This window comes from Enterobacillus tribolii (assembly GCF_003363015.1).
In the GTDB taxonomy this organism is placed as follows: domain Bacteria; phylum Pseudomonadota; class Gammaproteobacteria; order Enterobacterales; family Enterobacteriaceae; genus Enterobacillus; species Enterobacillus tribolii.
The window spans coordinates 381,748-407,216 of the sequence record NZ_QRAP01000005.1 but is presented as its reverse complement, the minus strand read 5'-3'; the positions used below and the strand labels follow the sequence as shown (position 1 = coordinate 407,216).

At 54.2% G+C, this 25,469-nt stretch carries 20 protein-coding genes; all 20 read left to right on the top strand.

Features of this window, described 5'->3' with window-relative positions; genetic code table 11:
* Nucleotides 1-127: 127 nt before the first annotated feature.
* The 20 genes from C8D90_RS13145 (at nt 128) to C8D90_RS13050 (ending at nt 25,460) form a co-directional block, all read left to right on the top strand.
* Nucleotides 128-655, top strand: a complete 528-nt coding sequence (locus tag C8D90_RS13145; RefSeq protein ID WP_115458895.1) for a fimbrial protein — start codon at nt 128-130, stop codon at nt 653-655.
* Between the two features lie 125 nt (nt 656-780).
* On the top strand, nt 781-1,455 hold the full coding sequence (locus C8D90_RS13140; protein WP_115458894.1) for a fimbrial biogenesis chaperone: 675 nt from the start codon (nt 781-783) through the stop codon (nt 1,453-1,455).
* Between the two features lie 115 nt (nt 1,456-1,570).
* Nucleotides 1,571-4,135, top strand: coding sequence for a fimbria/pilus outer membrane usher protein (locus C8D90_RS13135; RefSeq protein ID WP_115458893.1), 2,565 nt, complete (start codon nt 1,571-1,573; stop codon nt 4,133-4,135).
* Nucleotides 4,136-4,151: 16 nt separating this feature from the next.
* Nucleotides 4,152-5,294, top strand: coding sequence for a fimbrial protein (locus C8D90_RS13130; protein ID WP_162844397.1), 1,143 nt, complete (start codon nt 4,152-4,154; stop codon nt 5,292-5,294).
* A gap of 39 nt (nt 5,295-5,333) precedes the next feature.
* Nucleotides 5,334-5,888, top strand: coding sequence for a fimbrial protein (locus C8D90_RS13125; protein WP_115458891.1), 555 nt, complete (start codon nt 5,334-5,336; stop codon nt 5,886-5,888).
* A 60-nt stretch (nt 5,889-5,948) separates the two neighbouring features.
* On the top strand, nt 5,949-6,458 hold the full coding sequence (locus C8D90_RS13120) for a fimbrial protein (RefSeq protein ID WP_115458890.1): 510 nt from the start codon (nt 5,949-5,951) through the stop codon (nt 6,456-6,458).
* 35 nt (nt 6,459-6,493) lie between these two features.
* Nucleotides 6,494-7,006, top strand: a complete 513-nt coding sequence (locus tag C8D90_RS13115) for a fimbrial protein (RefSeq protein WP_115458889.1) — start codon at nt 6,494-6,496, stop codon at nt 7,004-7,006.
* A 166-nt stretch (nt 7,007-7,172) separates the two neighbouring features.
* Entirely contained in the window at nt 7,173-7,895 is a 723-nt protein-coding gene (locus C8D90_RS13110; RefSeq protein ID WP_230473014.1) for a response regulator transcription factor, read from the top strand.
* Between the two features lie 27 nt (nt 7,896-7,922).
* Nucleotides 7,923-8,567, top strand: coding sequence for a LuxR C-terminal-related transcriptional regulator (locus tag C8D90_RS13105; RefSeq protein ID WP_115458888.1), 645 nt, complete (start codon nt 7,923-7,925; stop codon nt 8,565-8,567).
* Nucleotides 8,568-8,945: 378 nt separating this feature from the next.
* Entirely contained in the window at nt 8,946-9,350 is a 405-nt protein-coding gene (locus C8D90_RS21980; protein WP_147291360.1) for a hypothetical protein, read from the top strand.
* A gap of 151 nt (nt 9,351-9,501) precedes the next feature.
* Complete coding sequence (locus C8D90_RS13095) at nt 9,502-13,791, top strand: FKBP-type peptidyl-prolyl cis-trans isomerase N-terminal domain-containing protein (RefSeq protein ID WP_115458886.1); 4,290 nt, start codon at nt 9,502-9,504, stop codon at nt 13,789-13,791.
* Nucleotides 13,792-14,623: 832 nt separating this feature from the next.
* Nucleotides 14,624-14,818: a DUF4762 family protein gene (locus C8D90_RS13090; RefSeq protein ID WP_115458885.1), complete on the top strand. Its 195-nt coding sequence runs from the start codon at nt 14,624-14,626 to the stop codon at nt 14,816-14,818.
* Nucleotides 14,819-15,033: 215 nt separating this feature from the next.
* The gene (locus C8D90_RS13085) at nt 15,034-15,714 is read left to right on the top strand and encodes a DsbA family protein (RefSeq protein ID WP_230473013.1); all 681 of its coding nucleotides are present in this window, start codon (nt 15,034-15,036) and stop codon (nt 15,712-15,714) included.
* A complete protein-coding gene (locus C8D90_RS13080; protein ID WP_115458884.1) occupies nt 15,715-16,665 on the top strand; it encodes a lysophospholipid acyltransferase family protein in 951 nt (316 codons plus the stop codon).
* Between the two features lie 22 nt (nt 16,666-16,687).
* Complete coding sequence (locus tag C8D90_RS13075; protein ID WP_115458883.1) at nt 16,688-18,847, top strand: peptidase domain-containing ABC transporter; 2,160 nt, start codon at nt 16,688-16,690, stop codon at nt 18,845-18,847.
* A gap of 12 nt (nt 18,848-18,859) precedes the next feature.
* Nucleotides 18,860-20,026, top strand: a complete 1,167-nt coding sequence (locus C8D90_RS13070; RefSeq protein WP_115458882.1) for an efflux RND transporter periplasmic adaptor subunit — start codon at nt 18,860-18,862, stop codon at nt 20,024-20,026.
* 2 nt (nt 20,027-20,028) lie between these two features.
* Nucleotides 20,029-21,987 (top strand): ABC transporter permease, encoded by a 1,959-nt coding sequence (locus tag C8D90_RS13065; RefSeq protein WP_115458881.1) that lies wholly within the window; start codon nt 20,029-20,031, stop codon nt 21,985-21,987.
* Between the two features lie 2 nt (nt 21,988-21,989).
* On the top strand, nt 21,990-23,390 hold the full coding sequence (locus C8D90_RS13060) for an efflux transporter outer membrane subunit (protein WP_115458880.1): 1,401 nt from the start codon (nt 21,990-21,992) through the stop codon (nt 23,388-23,390).
* Nucleotides 23,383-24,642, top strand: a complete 1,260-nt coding sequence (locus C8D90_RS13055; RefSeq protein WP_115458879.1) for a beta-ketoacyl-[acyl-carrier-protein] synthase family protein — start codon at nt 23,383-23,385, stop codon at nt 24,640-24,642. Before C8D90_RS13060 ends, C8D90_RS13055 begins: the two co-directional genes overlap by 8 nt.
* Complete coding sequence (locus C8D90_RS13050) at nt 24,639-25,460, top strand: MaoC family dehydratase (RefSeq protein WP_115458878.1); 822 nt, start codon at nt 24,639-24,641, stop codon at nt 25,458-25,460. The genes C8D90_RS13055 and C8D90_RS13050 overlap by 4 nt, the downstream gene beginning before the upstream one ends.
* Nucleotides 25,461-25,469: the final 9 nt, after the last annotated feature.

Below are 25,469 nucleotides of genomic sequence, written 5' to 3'. Positions count from 1 at the left end.
AATGGCCCGACGGGTTATTTAGCTGGAGAGGTTTCCTGGCGAACTAAATAAAAGGGAAAGACATAAGGTTATGTCGGTTAGAAATTTTAAATGCATCGCTGATGCATTGTTTCATAAGGAAAGTAGTATGAAAAAGAATATCATCGCAGCTGCTCTGGTTTCTTCCGTAGTTCTGAGCGCTTCTGCACTGGCAGCAGATGGTACCGTTAACTTCAACGGTGAAATCACCGACGAAGTATGTACTGTTGATTCTGGTTCCAAAGACTTCACCGTCGCGATGGGCAAAATTGGTACTAACGCGTTTAGTGCTTCCGGTTCACTGGCAGGTGCTAAGCAGTTCACCATCACTCTGACCGACTGCCCGGCAAGCGTTGCTAACAATGGCGTAGCTATTCGTTTCGATGGCAGCCAGAAGAACGGCGACAACGCGATTCTGGACCTGACCTCTGCGTCTACCGCTCAGAACGTTGGTATCCAGATCTCTGATGCTCAGAACCAGGTTGTTAAGCTGTACGAGAACTCTTCCAAGTACACCGTTCAGGCCGGTTCTGTTAAGAACAACCTGAACTTCACCGCTCGCTATATCTCCACCGCTGCAACGGTTGGTGCTGGTACTGCGAACGCGGTAAGCCAGTTCACCATCGATTATCAGTAATAGATAACGGATTTGGGGCTGTCCGCTTTTGCCGGATAAGCCTTATTCCTGTGTGGGGGAGATTTCTTCCCCACAGATTTCATATCTATTTTCACCAAATATTGTTTTTTTCAGCAGGTGTGATGATGAACATATGGCGAACCACGTTGGTAGCAGCGTTAGCGTTATTGACGATGACAACGGCAGCCCAGGCTGGTGTGGTCGTTGGCGGTACACGCTTAGTGTATGACGGCAATAAAAAAGAATCCTCTCTGAATATCCGGAACCCGGACAAAATCGCGTACCTGATTCAGTCATGGGTTGATATGCCGGATGATGTTTCAGGCAAAGCACCTTTTGTTATTACTCCTCCCCTGTTCCGTTTGGACAGCGGGCAAAATAACGTCCTGCGTGTAGTTCGTGCCGGCGGTAATTTGCCGAGCGATAAAGAATCCATTTTTTGGCTGAACGTGAAATCTATCCCGTCAGCGGAAATGAAGGATAACACCCTGCAAATCGCGGTTAAAACCCGTATTAAGCTGATTTTCCGCCCGAACGGCGTGAAAGGGACACCGGAAGAAGCCGCACAGCAGCTGAAATGGCAGCGCAGCGGTAACAATATTCAGGTGAATAACCCGACGCCTTTTTATCTGACTTTCTTTAGCGTGAAGGTCAACGGCACCAAATTGAAAGAAACCAAGATGGTTGCGCCTTTTAGCAGTGTAAGTTTCCCGGCGCCGGGTGGTGCTGGCGGTTCTGTTGCCTGGCAGATCATTAATGATTTCGGTGGTGGCAGTAAGGAATACACTGGCAATTTGTAATGCCTGTAATCTTGTAATGCATTGATAAATATAAGAGTTAAATAGGGTCAAACTCTACAGGATGACAGATCAATAGTTTAGCACTAGCGGTTCTGAGAAATGGAGTGCAACAAGGATGAATGATAAGAAGGGTATTAAAGCTGCCAGGTTTAGATACTCAACACTGACCTGGCTGATTTCTTGCCAGGTTGCCATGATGCTTGGGACCGCAGGTGTTGCTCAGGCTCGTGAGTTTTTTAACCCGGCTCTTCTGGAAATTGATAACCCTGCCCAGGCAGGCGCGGACCTTTCTGTATTTGAAGACGGGGCGCAGGCTCCCGGTAAATATCGTGTTGACGTCTATCTGAATAATGAAGTCGTGGACACGCGTGATGTTGAGTTTACGTTACAGCCGGATGCCGCGACAGGCAGAAACAAGCTGCAGCCCTGCTTCAGCGTGGGTGAGCTGGAGGCATTGGGCGTTCGGGTAAATATGTTCCCCGCGTTGAAGACAGATTCAAGCTGTGTCAACGTATCTCAGGCGATTCCCCAGTCTTCCGCCAACTTTATCTTCAACCAGCAGCGTTTGGACGTCAGTATACCGCAGGCGGCCCTGAACGTGAACGCACGTGGTTATGTATCTCCGGATAAGTGGGAAGAGGGGATTCCGGCACTGCTGACCAACTATAGCTTCAGTGGCGCAAACAGTAAGGGACGTAAAGATCGGGCAGAGAGCACTAACAGCTACTACCTGAATCTGCGCTCCGGCATCAACCTGGGCGCGTGGCGCCTGCGTAACTATTCCACCTGGAACCGGAACAATGACGGGGAAAGCCACTGGAAATCCATCAACACCTATTTGCAGCGTGACATTATCGCGCTGAAAAGCCAGTTGGTTATGGGTGACACCACAACGCCGAGCGACGTGTTTGACAGCGTTCCTTTGCGCGGTGCGCTGATGTATTCCGATGACGATATGCTGCCGGATAGTATGAAAGGCTACTCCCCGGTGGTCCGCGGAATTGCGCGTTCCAACGCACAGGTAACCATTCGCCAGAATGGTTACGTCATCTATCAGAGCTATGTGCCGCCGGGACCGTTCGAGATTAAAGATCTGTTCCCCACCGCAGGCAGCGGTGACCTTTATGTGGTGATCAAAGAATCTGATGGTTCAGAACAGAACCTGACAGTTGCCTATGCGTCCGTTCCTGTTCTTCAGCGTGAAGGACGCCTGAAATACAGCCTGTCGAGCGGTCAATACCGCTCCTCCAACAGCAACGTGGACGATACGCCGTTCACACAGGGTACGGCCATGTATGGTTTGCCCTGGGGCGCGACGATCTACGGTGGTGTACAGGCTGCGAGTAAATACCAGTCTCTGGCGCTGGGCTGGGGTCAGAACCTCGGCGTTATCGGTGCGATTTCTGCCGACGTGACGCAGGCCTGGAGTAAGCTGAAGAACGAACGTAAAGAGGACGGTCAGTCCTGGCGCGTACGCTACGGTAAAAACTTTGCTGATTTGGGAACCAACTTCAGCCTGGCCAGTTACCGTTATTCCACCGAAGGTTATTACAGCATGCAGGAAACGCTGGATTCCTATAATAACACCGGTGATATCAACTATTACAACCACAAGAAGAGCCGGGCTGAGATGACCATCAGCCAGAACCTGGGGCAAGGTTTCGGTTCGTTTACGTTAAGCGGTATCCATGAAGAGTACTGGAACAGCAGCCGTAAAACAGAGTCTCTCAGCGTCGGGTATAACAACAGCTGGGAAGGCATCAGCTATGGTATGAACTATACCTACAGCAAGAATGGCTACGACAGTTATGGCGATCGCATTAACGTCAATGACAGTATTTTCTCGTTCAACGTCAGCGTTCCGCTGAGTAAATGGATGCCGAAAAACAACTATGCCTATGCACGTTATAACCTGAATACCAGCAAGAACGGCAATACCACTAACACCGTTGGCGTTTACGGCAGCCTGCTGGAAGATAACAACCTGAGATACAACGTTAACCAGGGTTATACCAGCCAGGGCGGCGGTGCCAGCGGTAACGCCAGCCTGAACTATCAGGGCGGTCAGGGTAACATTAACGTCGGTTACAACTACAGCCGTAACCAGCAGCAGGTAACCTACGGTCTCGAAGGCGGGATCCTGATCCATGAAAATGGCCTCACGCTGTCGCAGCCGATGAGCGAAACCGCAGTGCTGATTAAAGCACCGGGGGCATCGGGTGCCCGTATTACCAACAATACCGGGGTAACTACTGACTGGCGCGGTTATGCCGTTGTGCCTTATGCAACGCCTTATCGTAAGAAAGAGATTTCCATCAATACTGAAACGCTTGGTGATGACGTGGATATGACGATAACGACGCAATCCGTTATTCCGTCCCGCGGTGCCATTGCACGCGCCAACTTTAGCCCGAATGTGGGGCAGCGTGTTTTGATGACGCTGTTACGCGGTGGCCAGCCGGTACCGTTCGGTGCCGTGGTGACCGATACGGGTAATGCCGCTAACAACGGCAGCATCGTCGGTGACGGCGGCCAGGTTTACATGAGCGGTATGTCTTCAACCGGCACGCTGAACGTGAAATGGGGCACCGGGGCTTCTCAACAGTGTCAGGTTACGTACTCACTGCCTGCGCAAGATAAAGCTACAGGTATTCAGATGATTAACGGCGATTGCCGCTAATTGGATGGTGATGATTATGAGTGACAGATTATTAAAACAAGCTCCAGATATGAAGACGGTGAATAGCAGTTTACGGCGTCTTGTGGTGTTTTGCGGGTTAGCGGCATGGGGAACGTTAAGCCATGCTTACCCTATTGAGCCTTATCAAGCCGGTGAGTATATCCCTGCCCCGACGATGCCCTTTATATGGAGTTCGCATATTACCGACCCTGACACTAATCAGGCCGGGCAATATCCGGTACAGGACGCAGAGCTTAGTTCGACGAGCAGTGGCTATGGTGGAATGTGTGTTCCAGCAAGCGCTTGTCCATATGTATCATCATCGCAACCGCCTTTCACTGGAACCTATTTTAGAGCGACGATTGGTAATCTTGCGGGTAAGGAAGTAGCTCAGGGGAGCAATGGTCTCCGGTATTTTCAGGTGAATGAAAACTTGGCTGTAGGGATTAAATTCTATACTCAGCAAAATAGAAGTTTTCGTTATATCCCGATTCCTTACGACAATATTAATAACGGCGTAGGGCCGTCAACCAGGCCGCCATATCCCTACTTAACGGGAACCAGCGCCCAGATGTCGCTTTATATTATCAAGCCTTTTATCGGTGAGTCTGAAATCCCGGAAACGTTGGTCAGTGAACTGTTTGCTGCCACTGTCGCTGATGGGTACAGCGCTAATCCGGTTGCCAGGGTCAGCCTGCAAGGCAAGATTACGGTAGATCAGAGCTGTAACTTCACCGCTGGACAAGTGCTGCCAACCATTGATTTCGGCAACATGCTTGCTACCGATTTCAAGACCAAAGGTACGGGTCCTGCGAATGCAGAAAAGAAAATTAATTTAGCGATCAAATGCACCAACATCTCGAACGGCGTGAAGTTCAAGATGAAGTTGCAGGGGACGCCTGATGCGGCCAGCCCGGAGTATTTGGCTACGGGAAACAGCAATATCGGCATCAAGTTTGTTGAGGATCAGTCAGGGGCGCAAATATCACCGAGTGGTGGTGTTTTCCCGGCTGCAGGAGCGCTCAACTTTGATTTCTCCGATCCGCTTAACCCGACTGGGTCAACGGCAATAAGGGTCTCTCCGGTCAGCTCCACGGGCGTTGAGCCGCAGAAAGGGACGTTTGATGCAACGGCAACGATTTCGGTTTCTCTGGAATGAGTTCCATCGTAATCGTGAATTAGCTTAAGGATATTAAGTATGAAGGATCTCAATTTTTCATCGCTGTTCCGCCGGGGCCTGTGGTTGTCTGGATTGTTCGCCATGTATAGCGCTTCCGTTGCGAATGCGGCAATGGGGGAAACCACACTGAACTTTGTTTATCAGATATCGGCGGCGCCCTGTGTCGTTCAGGCGAACGATGTCGACGTCAAGTTAGATGATATGTATACCACGGACTTCACGGCAGCCGGGAATAACGGCTACGGCGGTCAGTGGAAGGCGTTTTCCATTACCGTGGGAAGCTGCCCGGATCAAACAGACAAAGTTCGCGTGACGTTTAGCGGTACGCCTTCTGCGGGTGATGGCACCAAGTTTTATCACAGCAGCGGTACGGCAACAAACGTGGATGTAGAGATTCAGTCGGCCGAGACTGATCAGAATTTGGGTAACAACCAAACGTGGGTTCAGGATATTGATCCCACGACAAAAGGTGCGGTTATTAACCTGAAGGCGCGCGCACACGCCCTTAGCGCCGGAAACGTGTCGCCAGGAACGATTCAAAGCGCGGTATTAGCAACATTCTCATATGAATAAATCACCGTTAATCGCCGGGCGGTAACGGTTGGTATCACTAAAAGCATACAAGGAAAAGACATGGAAGGATTAATGAAGCGGTCCGCGGTTGCGTTGTTAGTACTGGCGGGAACAAGTGGCAGCGCGTTTGCGCTTGATATCAATGTTACGGGCAATGTTGTGGCTTCAGCCTGTGACTCTGAAGTGGTTGGCGGCAGCGGCAATACGATCAACCTTGGTGACATTCAGGCTACGACGTTGCTGAGTCAGAATTCCCAAAGTCCGGAAAAAGAGTTTCAAATCAACCTGAAAGATTGCCCGGTCACGACCACAGGTTTTGTGGCGACATTTTCAGGAACGGCTGCTACTGCAAACAACACCATGTTTGCAAACGGCGGTACGGCCGGCAATGTTGAAATCAGGATGGTGGATGAGAGCGGCAACAGCGTTGTCACTAACAAGACAATCTCCGGCTCAATTTCCAGCGGCGGCGCTTCTATCAAGCTGAAGACGAACGCATACAGCACGCAAGGCACCGCTTCTCCCGGTACCATTCAGGGCACCGTGCAGGTTAGTTTCACCTATAGCTAAGCCAAAGATAAGCCTCGTCGTATCAGGAGGGCATTATGAAAAATTATCTGGCGGTGCTGGCCGCAATGTTGACGGCGGGGTTGTTTAGCTCCGGGAGCACCGCAGCGGAACTGAATATCACGGGTAACGTGGTGGCATTTCCCTGTCAGGTTGATCCCGACTCTGTCAATAAGACCGTGAATCTCGGTCGTGTCAGCCGCAGTGGATTGAGCGAAGCGAACAGCGGTCACGCCTGGACAGCTTTCGACATCAAGGTCGTTAACTGCCCTGACACGATCAGCTCATTGACGGCTACCTTCACGGGTAACCCGGCGGGTTCAGCGAACAATCTTTTCGCTAACCAGGGAACCGCGCAAAACGTGGCGGTACAGATGGCGCAGCGGGATAACCAAAGCATCATTCTGGGGAACATGAGCACCATGACGGTGAACGTAGCCAACGATAAGTCAGTGACGTTTGCTTTGGTCGGCCGGCCCTACAGCGAACAGGGCGGTGCAGTTAGCGGCACCCTCAACAGTGTGGTTCAGGTTAACTTCAGCTACCCCTGATGGATTTATCCCCATCGTAGCAAGGCCTGCCGCCGTTAAGGCGGCGGGCCGAATTCCGGCAATGATTGTTGGAGTAAGGTTTAAAGGTCAGTAACGACGTGTTATCCCGGCATAGCCTCCGGGAGAAGCAGTGAGAGATTCTTTATCAATTGCAGGAAGCGAGATCATGAATAATCAACCCGCGATGTTATCCACCCCGAATTATCAACCCCTGTTGCCGGATGAGCAGCGTCTGTCCACCGTGGTAAAAGGGGAATGTGCGTTATTGATGGAAACGTCCCCCATGACGGCACTGGGAATGGGGCTGATGCTGGAACAAAAATGCGGCATCACCGGGGGGGTTCTCCATGCAAGTAAACTTTCTGAGATTCACGCGTTGTTGCAGCTTCATCACCCCCGTGTGTTGGTTATGGAACTGTGCGGAGAAGGCGAGTCCGTACTGGACGGTCTGCGTCTTATCTCCCGTTGCAATGAATCCTGGCCGTTAACGCCGGTCGTTGTCTGCACCGAGCTTAACGATCCCCGCGGGATCCAGCTTTTGGTTTCTTCCGGCGTCAGCGGGCTGGTGCTGAAGCAGGAACCGATCATCGCGCTGGTACAGTGCATTCAGTCGGTATTAACCGGCGGACGCGCCTACAGCCCGAAAGTACAGCAGATGATCGCCAAGACCGATATCGTGCAGAAGCACCTCACCGCGCGTGAACTGGACGTGCTTGATCACTTGTTTACGGGGAAAAACGTTACCCGTACAGCATCCATGATGCACCTGGATATCCGCACTGTCAGCACTTACAAGCGCAACGCCATGTTTAAACTGGGATTCCACAGCGACAGCGAATTGTTCTCCCACGGAGGATGGATGGCGAAAAGCAACAACAGCCTGGCGTGATACGCAGGCCTTAAAGGAGGATAAAGGATGGATAAATCTCTGAGAATTGCTTTGATGGATCGCTGCTCTTTAACGATGTGCGGCTTGTCCTATTTTATTCGTACGCTTTCGGCTCAGAACGAAATTGTTTTACAGCGTAATAGCTTGACCAGCATTGCTGAAGATTTACTTTATCAGCAGGTCGATGTGCTGATTACTGAGCTTAACGGAGGAAAAGATGTCGTTTCTCAGGGTGTCAGTCAGTTATCCTCTCTGAATTTGTGTATGCCATCCCTGCATATTGTGGTATATACCCGTATACAGTCTGGCTCCATATTACGTGAACTGGCGGATATGCCGAACGTGAGCATCGTCTCCCGTTTTGAACCGCTGACGCAGCTCAAAGGCGTTTTCGGCCAGATATTTGCCGGTAAGCAAACATACAGCCCGTTGATTCAGGCCAGCCTCCAGCAGGGGATGGTTCAGGCAACCAGCGCGCAGCTGGGGACGTTGACCCGGCGTGAAAATGAAGTATTGCGCTATCTGTTTAACGGACTGACGCTGGGCCAGATTGCTGTACTACAACACCGCAGTATTAAAACAGTCAGTACACATAAATGTAACGCCATGCGTAAACTTGGTGCGATGAATGATTTCGAGTTATTTTCCCTGAGCAAGACGATTACGTTTTGATCGCGGGGAAATAACGGAAATTAAACATTCTGAGAGTTGGAAATTGTGACAGAGGTATCAGTCAGGTGATTGATCTGAACCATCTAGCACGACAACCGGAAAATCGGATATTGCACATAAGAAGCGCATTAGCGGATAATGACCAGAAATTTTATGTGTAATGCAAAGCTAGAACGATTACCTGATATTTTCCTGATGTGAAAAATAGGGAAAAACTGCACGATATATGTAGGGAGTCATTGTGTGAAAAAGGTTCAGAATTTTCAGGGGTATGGTTGGGGAAAGGCGGGGATTGTTTTACCCTTGTTAGCCGGCATTTTCTTGTTGGCAGGTTGCCAAAACAGCAATAAATGGTCAGATAAGTCCCGGAGTGAGACCGTGGTAACGTCGTCTTCATCTTCAACGACGGTAACACCGGTGCCTGCGCCGACGCCGAGAAGCACCCAGACCGCTCAGTCGGCGCCCGCGCCTATGCCTGCGCCCGCTCCTGCGCCGATGCCAGAACCGGTTTCCTCACCGGCTGAGCGCGGACGTATCGGATTGTGTCAGAGTGAATTAGCCTCTCTGCAAAAAATCAGCCCGAAAACTTATGCCGCTAAAAAAGCGTCATTTGATAACCTGATTCGCAGCGCCTCTGTTTATACCGCAGTCCGTGGCGACATTAACGCTCAGACCAAAGACACGATGGATGCATTGTATAAATACAAGACTAACCAAATGTGCAGTGAAATTGAGCGTGCGGTCATGGATGGCTTGATTCGTCGCGGGGAAAGCGTGAAATGAGTAAGCTAAAGAACAGTTTTTTTTTATTCTGACATTACCTGTCACGGGTATTTTAGCGCACTCAGTTGCCCTGAGTGCGTCTAACGAAGCACAAACCCTGGAGTCACTGGATGCAATCACACGGCAATCCAGTGACGCGCCGGCATTACTGATGCTGACGTCGCCGAATGCGTCTTCCACGGCGTTACCGGCGGAGCCTGAGGAGCGGAAACCCGCGCGCCGTTTGCAAACGCGCCGGCCGCCCTCAAGTGTACCTTCTTCCTCTTCTTCCGCACCTTCCCTTATTGAACGCAACCAGCTGAAAGAGTTGCAGGATTCTGTGAATCAGCTCAGCGCAGCGCTTGCCCAGCAAAAAAATGCGTTTGATACGGAGCGCGAGGCGCTGAAACAGGCCCTGGCGGAGAGCCAGAGCCGCGCCGTCGAGCTCGAACGGCAGATGATCTCTATTGTTTCCATGAAAAATCAGATGGGCCAGTTGCCGGATGACAAAGTGCGCCAGCAATTACTGGAGAGCAACAATCAGCTCGCCGATCTGAAACGCCAATTGCAGTCCGCCCAGTCTCAGGGCGGGCAGGAAAATACCCGCCTCAAACTGGCCCTGGTTGAAAGCCAAAAAAGAATCGATGAACTCCAGGAACAACTGGCCGCCGCGAGCCGTGGCGGGCAGGACGGCAAACCGCAGGCCCTGGCGGCCAGCCAGAAAAAGGCCGATGAGCTGCAGCGCCTGGTCGTCAGCCTGACTGCCGGTCAGGAGCAACGGGATCAGGAGAACAGCACGCTGAAAGCCGCGCTTGAAGAAAGCGAGAAGAAAGCGGCTGAGCTGAAATCGCAAATCGACGGCCTGACTTCAGGACAATCACAGTCAGAGCAGGGCCGCAACAAGCTGCAGCAGGATCTGACGGAAAGCCGGAAGAATGCGGAAGCATTGCAGCAGCAAATTGCCGCCCTGACGGCGCAAAAAGATCAGGATACGAAGCAGCTGCAACAGGCGCTGGCGGAGAGCCAGAAAAAGGCCGAAGAGTTGCAGAAGCAATTGACGGCCGAGCTGGGGAAAAAAGATCAGGATAACGGCAAGCTGCAACAGCAGATTGCCGCCCTGACGTCGGGCCAGAGCCAGAAAGAGCAGGACGCAGCCAAACTTCAGCAGGAACTGGCGGAAAGTCGCAAGAAGGCGGAGGAACTGCAACAGCAGGTCGCTTCCCTGACGTCGGGTCAGAGCCAGAAAGAGCAGGACGCAGCCAAGCTCCAGCAGGCATTGGCAGACAGCCAGAAGCAGGCGGAAGAGCTGCAGAAGCAGATTGCCAGTCTGACCGCCGGCCAGGGCGAGAAAGAGAAGGAAACGGCTCAGTTGAAGCAATCCCTGGTTGCAATGCAAAGCAAAGCAGACGAGCTGCAGCAGCAGGTGGCCCGCCTGACGACCAGCGAAGCGCAGAAAGAGCAGGACGGCGGCAAGCTCCAGCAGATGCTGACGGAGAGCCAGAAGAAGGCGGACGATCTGCAACAGCAGATTGCGACGCTGACGGCAGCGCAGACGCAGAAAGATCAGGATGCCGCGAAGCTTCAGCAGACGCTGACGGAAAGCCAGAAAAATGGCGAAGAGCTGCAAAAGCAGATCGCACGTTTGTTATCCGGGCAGATGCAGCAGGAAAAAGACAGCACCAAACTGCAACAGCAGGTTGAAGCCCTGACCGCCAGCCAGGCGCAGAAAGATGAAGAGCTCGGCAAGCTGCAACAGGCATTGGCTGAGAGCCAGAAGAAGGCGGACGATCTGCAAAAGCAGATGACGGCCAGTGCCGACCAGAAAGATCAGGATAACAGCAAACTGCAGCAGCAGATCGCAACCCTGCTCTCCGGCCAGACGCAGAAAGAAGAAGATGCCGCGAAACTTCAGCAAGCCCTGGCAGAGAGCCAGAAGAAAGCCGAAGAATTGCAGCAGCAGATTGCGCGTCTGACGAGCAGCGAAGCGCAGAAAGCGCAGGACGGTAACAAGCTGCAGCAGGCGCTGACGGAAAGTCAGCAAAAAGCTGAAGAACTGCAGAAACAGCTGACGGCCAGCCTGGAGAAAAACAACCAGGACGGCGAGCAAATGAAGGCCATCCTGGCAGAAAATCAGGCGGCCACGGAAACACTGAAACAGCAGCTGGCGGCCAGTGAGAAGAAAGCAGAAGATTTGCTCCAGCAGCTTACCGCCAGCCTGAGCGAGAAAACGCAGGACGGCGACAAGCTTAAGCAGATGCTGGCGGGCAGCCAGAGTGAAGTCGAGGCGCTGAAACAACAGGTTGCCGAACTGACGGCAGCGCAGTCGCAGAAAGAGAAAGATGACAACCGTCTGAAGCAGGCGCTAGCCGCCAGTCAGCGGGATGCCGATGACATGCAGCAGCAGATCGCCGCGCTGAAGGATGAGTATGCCAAGGCGGTGCAAAATAGCGAAACGTCACAACAGTCTCTGGAGGAAAGCCGGAGCCAGATTATGCAGCTCCAGCAACAGCTGGCTGCGTTGGTTTCCGTACAAAATCAGCATCTGAGCAACAACAGTCAACTGAAGCAGAGTCTGGATGACTCGCAGAAGAAAGCAGACGATTTGCAGCAGCAAATCGCCGGTTTGTTGTCTGGTAAGACACAGCAGGAGCAGGACAGCACTAAACTTCAGGAAGCGTTAGCGGCAAGCGAGAAGAAGGCCGAAGCCTTGCAGCAGCAGGTTGCCAGCCTGATGCTGGGCCAGACGCAAAAAGAGAAGGATGCCACGCAGCTTCAGCTGACGCTGACGGAAACCCAGAAGAAAGCGGACGAACTGGAGAAGCAGGTTGCCGTGCTGACGTCAGGCCAGACGCAAAAAGAGCAGGATGTCACGAAGCTCCAGCAGGCGCTGACGGAAAGTGAGAAGAAGGCGAACGATCTGGAACAGCAGGTCGCCGCGCTGACCTCCGGCCAGACGCAGAAAGAGCAGGACGCCGCGAAACTCCAGCAAGCGTTGACCGAAAGTGAGAAGAAAGCGAATGAGCTGGAACAGCAGGTTGCCGCGCTGACTTCCGGCCAGACGCAGAAAGAGCAGGACGCCGCGAAGCTTCAGCAAACGCTGGCGGAAACCCAGAAGAAGGCGGATGAACTGGAGAAACAGGTTGCCGAGCTGACCTCGGGCCAGACGCAGAAAGAGCAGGACGCCGCGAAGCTTCAGCAGATGCTGGCGGAAGCGCAGAAGAAAGCGGAAGAATCGCAGCAGCAGATCGCCGGCCTGATGTCGACGCAGACGCAGCAGGAGCAGGACACGACCAAACTCCAGCAGGCGCTGACCGAAAGCCAGAAGAAGGCGGAAGAGCTGATGCAGCAGGTCACCGCGCTGACGGCTGACCAAACGCAGCGGGAGCAGGACTCGACCAAACTGCAGCAGACGCTGACTGAAAGCCAGAAGAAAGCGCAGGAGCTGGAACAGCAGGTTGCGACCCTGACGATGGCGCAGACGCAGAAAGAGCAGGATGGCGCCAAGCTGCAAGCAAGCCTGAGTGAAAACCAGAAGCAGGCGGATGAGCTGCTTAAGCAGGTAACCGAGCTGACGGCCGCGAAGGCGCAGAAGGAAGAAGAAGCGACCAAGCTGCAGCAAACGCTGATGGAAACCCAGAAGAAGGCGCAGGAACTGGAGCAGCAGGTTACGGCGCTGACAACGTCGCAAACGCAGCAGGAGCAAGACGGCACCAAACTGCAGCAGACGCTGACGGAAACCCAGAAGAAAGTGGAGGAGCTGCAACTGCAGCTGACGGCAGCCCGGCAGAAAGCCGCGGTTATCGATGCCGGCGAGCCTAAAACGGTGGATGAAATCCGTGATTACGCGGTGGGAACCTCGTTGGGCAACGATATGATCGCCATGCTGAAAGAGCGTGAGGGATACGGCATTAAGATTGGCCGGCAGCAGGCGCTGAGCGGCGTTGCGGATGCTTTCAGCGGTCAGATGAAGTTACCGAAAGATAAGGTTGCCAAAGCGTTGTATGAACTGGACGTTGCGTTTAATAAGCAGGAGAAGTCGCTGAAGGAGAACATGGAAAAGCAGGGTGCCCAGTACATTGCCAAGTTCAGCAAGCAAGCTAAGGTCAAGAAGGCGCCTTCCGGTTTCTACTATCGCATTGACTATGCCGGTCAGGGTGAGATTAAGGATTCGGACAACGTTGTTGTGGTGGTGAAAGAGAGCCTGACAGACGGTAAGGTGATTAAGGATATGGACGTGGCGGGAACGTCAGTGTCACAACCGCTGAACGCGTATCCGCCGCTGTTCCAGGCCGCAATCTCCCAGTTGCAGAATCACGGCAGCCTGACGATGGTGGTTCCGCCGTCGCTGGCTTATGGCGATAAAGGGCTGCCGCCTGATATCCCGCCGGGTGCGACGATGGTTTATAACGTCAGGATCCTGGATGTCTTACCGGCGGGGCAAACAACGGCCGCCGCGAAATAAATTAAGATTAATTAATGTTCAGAAAAACCCGGCCATCGCGCCGGGTTTTTTTATCCAGAATCATTACGCAGAGAAAATGCCTTAATCTGCCGCTTTCCGGCGCCATAGCACTATCTATCTATTATGATTGGTTATTTATTTCATCAGAATATATTATTCGTCCTTAAAGGAATTATTTTTTGATTTGTTCGGGATAAATATAAGCTGATCCCGGGAATAATAATTGTCAAAACAGAGACGAAATGTAACCTTTAAGGTTTCCTGCAAAAAAATAAGCCAGCTCCTTCAAAATCCGGAATTATCTTTGGTAATTGATGGGTGATTTGTGAAATGGAGAATAATCCCCCTCGACAGAGGGAAATTTTTCAAAATAAAAGCTGATTATTGTGACAAATATAGCGACTAAATAGCGGGCTAGCTGTTGATCTAATTTTTACGACCTATTATACTCTTTGTCATCAGTTGAGGTGATTCACTGATAATCATGGATGAAATTGGAACAGAGCGAGAACGGTAATGGAATACATCCTTTCTTTATTAAAAGGCTTCCTTCATATGAGAAAGAGGCTTTTTATCCCGGTAGGCCAATCCTGACCCGATATGGATGATACATTGCTATAACTCATTATATAGCAATGTAGCGTTTATTATTAAAAGGATTTTGGCCTCGTACCTGTAAAGTTAATATCGGCGCCTGGCGCCAATTACACGATACGTAGAGCCTGTCAGATTTGCATAAGCAGTAATGTTTATGCAGTAAGAATTGGTCGCCATGAAGGTGGCCAATAAATAGGGTGTTATTTTAAAAATTGTATAACATAAGGATATTGTAATGAAAAAGATCAACATGATCGAAGCTATGCAGGTTGTTGGCGGTTGTGAAGACGTTTGTACTTCTGAGTTCGTAGCAGCTACTCCGGTTGGCGGCAAACTGACCTGTGTTGAACTGACTACTTGCGTTGACAAGCACGGCGTTGAAACTCAGACCGTTAAATCAGCAACTCTGGCTGATTGCAACCTGGGCTGATAACGTCTTTTCGCCGGGGGGCGTAAGCTTTCCGGCGTAAGTCGTAGCAGTTCGGTAGGCAGATACGGACGCTTGCTTTGTATCTGCCTACTCTGTCTTTAAACGTTGTACCGGGTTTCGATAAGGATTATCGCTTACCTGCAGACCTGAGTCCGGTTCGGCCTTTGCGTGCACCTGTTTTATCTGTATCCCTCCTATAAAGGACGTGAGTTCTTATGTTCAAAAAGTCGCTTGTTATTTTACTTTATACCATTGTGGTTGCCGTAATATCTGCGGTAATTACAACTACCTATATCAGTAATAATTTCGTATTGGGTAGCAAGGCTGAGAATATTGAACCTCATCAGGACCTTATTCAGGTTAGCCAGAGCAAGGTTGATGAAAGCCCAATTAAAGAAGCAAATACTATCATTGAATTCTTCTCTTACGGTTGCCATTACTGTGCGCTGAATGAGCCGCATATTAACGATCTCAGCGCCCGTATGCCGCAAGGGACCAAAATTGTTTACCTGCACCTCAACCGCTCCAGCAGCGGTCTGTCGCGCTACAGCGGCATATTCGCCACGCTGTCGGTGATGGGGATTGAAAAGCAATATCGCGATAAAGCCTACGACGCGGTGATCAAAGACAAGCTGGATATCAGCGATGCCACCACCCGTGAGCTCTGGCTGAAGAAAATCGGTATCGACGTTGATGCCTATAACAAAGCCAGCGAATCCCAGGAAGCCAAGGATCTGCTGAAGTATATGGCGGACGTTTCCGCGTACTACGACATTAAAGCTACGCCGAGCTTCATCGTTAATAAGAAATGGGTTGCCCTGCAGGACCGTAAATATCCGGCGTTTGCCGATCAGTTGCTGTCGCTGTTGCAACACGATAAGTCACTGGAGAAGTAAATGCGTTTCTTTGCCGTGTGGCTGTATCTCAGCTGGAAAAACTTCACCGGGAAACTGGCTGAACAGGTCGGCAAGTCACGTGAGTGGCACGGCAAAACCGCCCGTTTTCTCTTTCGTCACCTGGACTACCGCGCCGGGTTTCTGCTGGCGCACATCAGCCGCGGGCTGCGGCTGACAGGGCGCCGCCGGCGCAACCTGGCGCTGGTGGCCGAAGAGAATAAAAGATGCTTGCTGGGGCCGGATGCGGCCCCGTTGCGTCATACGTGGGTGTCCCAGCGCCGGCAACTGCTGGACCTGGCCGCAACCTACGGGCAAAGCGCTCAGATCCAGTCTGAACTGAAGCAGTGCGCCGATCAGCTTAATCAGATCGTAGAACCGCTGCATCAGAACGGCTCCCCGGTGATCCTGGCGCCGATGCACATGGTATCGGACATTCTGGCCGGCATCGTCGGCAGCATGGTTTATCCGGGGAAGGCCACGGTGGTGGTGTCTTCCAGCGCGGAGATTTATCAGGAGCAGGATCGCGCCATGGGCGGGGTCAACCTCACTTACTGCTCAATCCACAGTGACAACCGGATGATTGCCGGCAACCTGATGGATTCCATCATGGAAGCCGCCGACCACCAGCGCAATATCATGATTTTTCCCGACATCACGCCGGACTATACCCTGGATACCAACGAAACCCGGGCCGGCAAGCTGAACTGTACCCTGTTCAACCGCCCTGCGCATTTGCACAGCGGCATTATCCGGCTGGCCAGGGTGCTGTCGGCGCAGGTGGTGTTTTACAACCTGTATTACGACAAAGGCATCAAAATTCACATTGAGCCGCCGGTTGCGGCCCGCGAGTTGAAAAAGAAAATGCCGGTCATTATTGAAGAGTCAATAACCCGCCATCCGGCCGACTGGTTATTGTGGCATGCGCATTCATTGTATTTCATCAATGAATAGAATGGATTAGAAGATATCGCTCATGGAAAAGATCATTCCTTCTCAGGTATTTCAGGGAGAAACCAATGAATGCGGTCTGGCATGCATTTCGATGCTGGCGGAAACGCAGGGCGTGCACGTTCCGCTGCGCGAACTGAGGGAGAGTTACCCCGCATCCGAGCACGGCACGTCGTTGGCGACGCTGTGTTCCATTCTCGAAGATCTGAAGATCCCGGTTTACCCCGTCGCGTTCGCGTTTAACGAACTCGATGCGCTGCCGCTGCCGGCGATTTTGCACTACGGCGCCAGCCATTACGTCGTGCTGGCCTACCGTAAAGGAAACTACGTTTGCGTGATGAACCCGGCCATCGGGCAGCAGCTGCTGCCGCTGGATGCGCTGAAGGCGCAAATCAGCGGTTATGCCCTGGTGCTGGACGAAGAAGCCACTATCGATGAAGCCACGCTGAAGGCCCGTAAGGAGAGCCAGCGTTTCCGCGCCATGGAAAGCATGAGCCTGAAGGAAACCTCAAAGCTTCCCGGTATTTACTGGCTGATGATCTGCGCGTTTATCATTTCCCTGTCGCTGTTCATCATGCCGACCATGGTCAGCTCGGCCATTAACCAGGTGTTCTCGGGGGCCGGGAATACTGACTTCCCGTATTTCTACTTTTTCCTGGCGTTTGTCGCTTCCACCGGTTTGGCGATGGGGCTGCGCATACTGACTGAGCGGTTCGTCAAACGGTTCGTCATTCTGAACAGCACGGCCGGATTTTCCCGCCTGCTGAGCAACCAACTGCGCTTTTTCGACAAACGCTCGCCCGGTGAAATATTCAGCCGGTTCTCAGCCTGGCAGATGGCCGCGGCGCGTAAGATTGAACTGGATAACGGCCTGCGCACCGACTGGATCATCGGCGTTATTGCGCTGGCGCTGATGTGTTACATCAGCCCGGTACTGGCGGCCGTGTCTGCCGTCGGCGTAAGCCTGATGGGGCTGGTCAGCGTCTGGGCGATTTACCGCGACCGTTACTACACCCAGCAGCTGCAGGTGAAAAGCGCCGATCAGAACGACTATATTCTGGAAACCATTCAGGGCTTTTCCACCATCAAATCCGCAGGGCTGGACAGCCAGCGCAAGAGCAATTTCGCCCGCTATACCTGGGCATTGTTCACCACGCTGCAAAAGCAACGGATTTACGAGCAGGTTAAAAACAGCATTTACCAGATGATTGGCAGCATTGAGATGGTGCTGTTCATGTTCCTTTCTCTGCCGATGCTGAAAGACGGGGTGATCAGCCTGGGTGAATTCTTTGCCTATAACTTTATCCGGCAGATCTTCACCTCCTATATCACCCGAATCTTTTTCTCTGTTTTGCAGAAGAACCAGATCCACGTTATTGATACCCGCGCCAAGGATCTGTTCCCGGTCAAAACCGACGATGAAAACGCACAGGAGCGGGATGCGACGCCGGTGCCCGTGGTGCACTTCGAGCGCCAGCTGGACTACCGCGGCATTTGCTTCGGCTATGAGCCGCAGCAGATGGTGCTGAGCGACTTATCGTTGTCCCTGCGCCGCGGCCAGAGTACGGCCATCGTGGGTGAATCCGGCGCCGGTAAAAGTACCCTGCTGCGCATCATGGCCGGGCTGATTACGCCGACCGCTGGCGAGATCGCGGTGGACGACGTGCTGATTAACGCCCGTCAGGCTCACTCCCTGTTTTTCCTGCAAAGCCAGGAGGACATTCTGTTCAACGCCTCCGTGCTGCAAAACATTACGCTGTTTGACGCCGACTTCGATGAGAAGAAACAGCTGCGCGTAGATGCCTCGCTGGAAGGGCTGAATCTGACGTCGGTCGTCTCGAAGCTGCCCGGCGGGCAAAACGCCCTGATCCGTGAAAGCCATGCCGCGCTGTCGCTGGGGCAACGCCAGCGCTTGCTGCTGGCCAGGGCGATGTACAGCGACAAACCGGTTCTGGTGCTGGACGAACCGACGGCCAACCTGGACGAAGTTACCGCTCAGCAGGTGATCAAAACCCTGCTGGAGCACTGCCGCGAATACGGCAAGACCTTGATTACCGTGACGCACAGCGAAACGGTGCTGGCGATGTTTGATCAGGTGTATCGCATGGAAAATGGCCGGCTTGAAAAAGCCTCTTCGGCAACTCCGTCTGTGGAGCAGCCACTCGTCGCGACCGCTGCGTATTAAGGATGCATTGAAATGGCGAAATGGAGCGGAAAGCGCAAAAAGGTTGTTCTCCTGGCACTGGCCGTGATCGCGCTGGTGGCGGTAGCCATCAGCCAGATGTTCAGCGGAGGAAATAAAGAAACCGCCTCTCTGCTGACGGAACCGGTATCCATTGGCGATATTGAAAAGACCGTCTTGTCCACCGGCATTATCAAACCGTCGCTGCAGGTCAGCGTCGGCGCCCAGGTTAACGGGCAGTTGAAGAAGCTGTACGTGAAGCAGGGCGACCGGGTCAAGAAAGGGGATCTGCTGGCCGAAATCGACCCCACGCTGCAACAAAACGAACTGCGCACCTCCGAAGCTCAGCTGGTCAGCTCGCTGGCGCAGCGCGCTTCCACCCGCGTATTGATTAAGCAGTATCAGCAGGAATTGAAGCGTCAGCAAAGAATGTTCCGCGATGGCGCCGGCGTGCGGAGCGATCTGGAGAAAGCTCAGGCGCAATATAACGCCCAGCTTGAACAACTGCGCATGAATGAAGCGCAGATCACCCAGTCGGAAACCGCGGTGGAGAAAGCGAAGGCCAACGTCGGCTATACCCAGATTCTGGCGCCGATGGACGGCGAAGTGCTGGGCATCGTCACCAAAGAAGGTCAGACGGTCGTTTCCTCGCAAACCGCGCCGACCATTCTGGTGCTGGCGGACATGGACACCATGACGGTCCACACCCGGATTTCAGAAGCCGATATCCTGAAGGTACAGCCGGGGCAGCCTCTGTGGTTTTACGTGCTGGCCGATCCCAAGCGCCGTTACGAAGGCACGATGGGCAATATTCAATCCGCGCCGGATGAAGCGCTGATGGAGCAAAGTTCTTCCATGAGCTCCTCCCAGCAGCAAAGCGCGGTTTATTACAACGGCGTGTTCGACATCGACAACAGCGAGCACCTGCTGCGGACTTACATGACAGCCCAGGTTTTCATCATCACGGAGCAGGCTAAAGGCGTGCCGAGAGTGCCGATGACCGCGCTGGGGCAGCGCAAAGATCAAAACACCTATCAGGTGCGGGTGAAAAAAGGCGATAGCGTGGAAACACGCTGGATAAAAACCGGCGTAAATGATCGCCTGTATGCCGAAGTGAAGGAAGGCCTGCAGGAAGGTGAAGAGGTCGTTATTGGCAGCACCATCGCGATGGCCAGGAAGTAGCTATGACGAAAGACACCTCGCCGCTGATTGAATTAAATGGTATTTACCGGCACTTCCCGTCGGGGAATGAGACCGTGGCGGTGCTGAAGGATATCTCCCTCAAGATCCATGAGGGAGAGATGGTGGCGATCGTCGGGGCTTCCGGCTCCGGCAAGTCTACGCTGATGAACATCATCGGCTGCCTGGACAAGCCGACGCAGGGCGAGATGTTTATCCACGACGTGCCTGCGCACGTGGCCGACAGCGAACAACTGGCGCAGTTGCGCAGCCAGTACATCGGCTTTATTTTCCAGCGTTATCACCTGATGCCGTACCTGACGGCGACGGAAAACGTGGCGATCCCCTCGCTTTATACCGCGATGCCGGTTGCCGAACGGCAGAGCCGCGCTGAATACCTGCTGAAGCGCCTGGGCCTGGGCCATCGTATGGGCTATAAGCCGGCGCAGCTTTCCGGCGGCCAGCAGCAGCGCGTCAGTATCTCGCGCGCGCTGATGAACGGCGCCAGCATCATTCTGGCGGACGAACCGACCGGCGCGCTGGACCGCGCCAGCGGCCAGGAGCTGATGGGCATTCTGCACTCCCTGCATCAGGCCGGGCACACCATCATCATCGTGACCCACGATCGGGAAATCGCCAATCAGGCCGAGCGCATCATCGAAATCAGCGACGGCGAGATCATCGCCGACCGTGTCAATGAGTCCAACCGCGAAGACGTCGCTTCCGGCGGTTTGCCCAAGGTGGACTCCAACGGGCGCCCGCCGTTCTGGCTGAGCGTGACGGAAGCGGTACGCATGGCGTGGCGCTCGCTGCTGGGGCACCGTACCCGTGCTTTCCTCTCCATGCTGGGGATCATCATCGGCATCTCATCGGTGGTTTCGTCCATGGCGGTAGGGGAAGGCGCACGTCAGAGCATCATGCAGGAAATCGGCAAGCTGGGTAACAGTACGCTCGAAGTCCGCCCCGGCCTGAGCATGGGGCGGGTAAGCCCCGAATACGCCAATGCGCTGTCGGTGGCCGACGTAGAGCTACTGCAAAAACAGCCCTACGTTGACAGCGTATCGCCGGTGGTCGGTAAAAATGCGCAGGCCATCCGCGGCAACATCCCGATGACGATGATGCAGCTTTCCGGCGTGAACGACGATTACTTCCGCGTGCAGGACGTCAACTTCAGCAGCGGCGCGCCTTTCTCCGGTGCAGACGTAGAGAACCGCGAGCCGGTCATCATCATCGATCAACTGGCGAAGTCGATCCTGTTTGAGGAGGGGGAAGATCCGAACGGCGAAATAATCCTGCTGTCGGGGGTTCCGTTCCGCGTGGTCGGCGTGGCGAGCAAGAAAGGACCTAAGGTGATCGGCGGCCTGATGGGCGGCTGGATCCCGTATACCTCGCTGATGGAACGCATGTCCGGCACTATGCCGATCGAATCACTGACGCTGCGTTTCCATGAGGGTGTGTCTCTGTCGGAGGCGCAGCGCCGGGTCGAATTGCTGCTGGAGCAGGTACACGAGAAGCGTGACTTTTTCACGCAGACCGACGATCAACTGGCGAAGGCGCTGCAAAAAACGTCTGACTCCATGTCGCTGTTGATCACCGCCATCGCGGCGATCTCCCTGCTGGTGGGGGGCGTCGGGGTAATGAACATCATGCTGGTTTCGGTCACGGAGCGTACCCACGAGATCGGCATCCGTCTTTCGGTCGGCGCGCGGCCGGCGGACATTATGTTGCAGTTCCTGATTGAAGCGATCGTGATTTGTGTCTTGGGCGGACTGATGGGGATCGCCGGCTCCTGGATATTCGGGGTCCTGTTCTCCTTCGTTACCCAGGAGTTCTCGATGGTGTTCACCCTGCTGCCGGTCCTGTTGTCGTGCGGTTTCTCAGCGCTGATCGGTTTGTGCTTCGGGTTCTTCCCGGCAAGGAACGCCGCTCGTCTTAACCCAACGGAGGCGCTGGCACGCGAGTAAATATGAAAAGATATCAGATAGCGTTGTTAACCCTGCTGCTTACCGGATGCGGCGCGCTGACGAAAACGGAATATCAGCGCCCGGAACTGTCGGTGCCGGACACCTGGCAGCAGCAGGACAGCACCGGTACGACGTTCCTGAAAAATACGCCTCACTGGTGGGACAACTTCAACGATCCCCAGCTCTCACGCATCATCAGCCAGATGCTGGCGACCAACAACGATTTGGCGGCGGCCGGCATTCAACTGCAACTGGCGCGCGTGGCGGCCGGGCTGACCAACACCAACCTGACGCCGAACGTGAGCGTGAGTGGTTCCGCCAGCAACACCAAGAATCTGAACAACAATACGGATCCGAAGGAAACCTACAGTTCGTCGATCTCCCTGAGCTATGAGCTGGATCTGTGGGGCAAGCTGGCGCGTGAGCGCGAGCAGTCCGCCTGGAAAGTGAAGGCGACGGAGTTCGACCGCCAGGCTACCGCCCTGTCGCTGATCGGGACTACCGCGCAGCTTTACTGGCAGATTGGCAGCCTCAATCAGCAGATCGCCAACCAGGAAAAGAGCCTGGAGATCGCGGAAAAGACGCTCGATATGGTGAATTCGCGCTATGAAGCCGGCAACGTGGGGCAGGTGGATCTGCTGCAGTCGGAGCAGTCCGTCATCAGTAAACGTAACCGCCTGCGCGATCTGAAAGAACAGCGGGAAGAAGCGCGTAACGCGATGGCGATCCTGTTTAACCGCCCCCCCTCCCAGCGTCAGGATGAGCTGAGCACGCTCGACTTCATGCAGAGCATCGCCATTGCCGATCGCGTTCCGTTGCAGGTTATCGGTCATCGCCCTGACGTGCAGGCCGAAGAGTGGCGTCTGCGCGCCGCGCTGGCGGGTAAGGATGCGGCGAAACTGAGTTTCTACCCTTCGCTGTCGCTGTCTGCCGGGGCAAGCGCCGGTAGCTCCGTATTTTCCCAATGGTTCACCAACCCGGTGCGGACGTTGGGCGCCGCCGTCGCGTTGCCTTTTATTCAGTGGAATACGGTTCAGCTGACGATCGAACAGTCCGACCTGAACGTCCAACAGGCCGCGGTGAAGTTCCGCAGCACGGCCTACAGCGCGCTTTCCGACGTGGATAACGCCATGGCGCAACGCCTGAATGCGGAAAGCCAAAAAGCCAGCCTGATGCGCGACCTGGAGCTCAGCCAGCGCCGTCTGGCGCTGGTCACCAGCCAATATCAGGCCGGTGCCGTTTCTTTCCAGACCTTACTGGATGCGCAGGATTCCCTGCTTAGTAGTGAGAACAATTTGTTGACCATGCAATACAACTACTTGTACGCCACGATGAAGCTTTGGCTGGCGTTGGGTGGGGGTGTCGATAACGAAAAAGACCTCGGAGGGATGAATAATGGATAACGATAATAATATGCCGCGTCGGGTTGTCGTCACAGGTTATGGTGCCGTCACCCCATTGGGAGGCAATGCCGGGGAAAGCTGGGATTCCATCATGGCGTATCGCCTGGGATACCGTTTTGTCGACCGTGCCGATGAAGGGATTTCGGCCCGTTTCTTCGGCCTGATTGATGAAGAACCCAGCCTGAAAGGCGTACCGGCCGCCATTCGCCGCCGCCTGCCGCGCCATGGGCGCCTGTCGCTGGCCGCCGCGCGTGAAGCCATGACGATGGCCTTCGGCGAAGGGCATCCGAAGGATCATTACGATCTGCTGGAGTGCGGCGCCATCATCGGCACCGGCTGGGCCGGGCAGGATGAAACTTACGAATTTTATGATGAATACAAGCGTTCCGGCGTCGGTTCGCCTTTCGGCTGCTTCTTCTCGATGCCGAACGTCGCCACCGCGGCGTGCAGCCTGTTCTGGGGCCTGCGCGGTTACCAGAACTCCCCGATTGCCGCCTGCGCGACCGGCACCATCGCCATTGGCGATGCATTTGAAATCATCCGCAGCGGCCGGGCGTCCATGATGCTGGCGGGCGCGGGTGAATCCCTGCGCAGCGACGCATCGGTTTGGAACATCGATGTTCTGGGGGCGCTGGCCAGTGAAAAAGAAGAGGTCACCCGTGCCTGCTGCCCGTTCAGCACCGATCGCAACGGTTTCGTGTTGTCTGAAGGCGCCGCCGTGCTGTGCCTGGAAGAGCGCGAAGCAGCGTTGGCGCGCGGCGCGACCATCCTGGGCGAAATCAAAGGCTATGGAAACTATTCCGACGCCTTCGACTTTACCGCCCCGGCGGGCGACAAGGTGGCGCGCGTCAAAACCATCGAGCGGGCGCTGAAGCAGGCGGGATTCACGGCGCAGGATATTGATTATATCAACGCGCACGGTACGTCCACGCCGCTCAACGACCTGAACGAAACCGAAGCGGTGAAGATCGCGCTGGGCGAGCAGGCATACCGTATTCCGATCTCCAGCACCAAGTCTTATTCCGGTCACCTGATCGCGGCGGCGGGCAGCTTCGAGTCCATCGTCTGTTTGCAGGCGCTGGAGCATCAGATGATGCCGGCTACCTGCAACCTGAAGAACGCCGATCCGGCGTGCGATCTGGACTATGTCGCCGAGGGGCACCGGGCGGGCAAGCTGGATAATACGCTGAATCTCAGCTTCGGCTTCGGCGGGGCTAACGCGGCGTTGATCATCAGCCGGAGCGGATCATGATCCTGACGTATACCGTACGTGACGCCGAACAGTGGGCCGCCTTTTCCGGCGACTACAACCCGATCCATTTCGATCTGGAGCGCGCCCGCGCGCTGGGCGGCGACGATCTCAGCGTACATGGCATGCGTGCTTTGCTGGACATGAAACAATATCTTAGCGCGGCGTTGCTGCAGGCATCGCCGCAGGCGGAGTTCTACATGTTCAGCGCACGCCTGCGCCAGCCGCTGATGTGCCATAAGTCTTATCAGATGTCGCTGACCGGCCAGCCGGACGGGACGAAAGTCAGGGGAACGCTGGTTGATGAGCAGAGCGACAGTGTTTGCTTTTCCGCCAAGCTGACCGCCGCCGCCCCGCTGACGATCGCGCCCGCGGACAACGTGCTCGTCTATTCCTCGGACGATCTACGTACGCTGAGCCATCGTTTTCCGCTACCGGCGCAGGAACCGGCCCGGTTGTGGAGTTTTCTGGACGCCGTGCTGTTCCAGCGCATTGTGGAAGCGCCGGACACCATGCGGATGGTAAAAGAAGTTTTTCCGCAATTACGGGCCAATGCACTGATCGACGTATTTGGCCGCGTTCCGGTAGTACAGACGCACCATGATGTTCATTTTAATGCATGTTTATTCTCGCCCGATGCCGATTTCCACGCAGGTTCGGGTATGCACTGTGCGATTCAGCCCACCTTAGTAACAGGTTCAGGGGAAAGTGGGTTTGTTCTCAGCATAGTGATTCAGGCCTGGTCGGATGAACAGCCGTTGCTGTCCACCGCGGTAACATTGAAAACGTTGCCGGCCCAGGTCAATTCATATCAACAATAATGAGTAAGG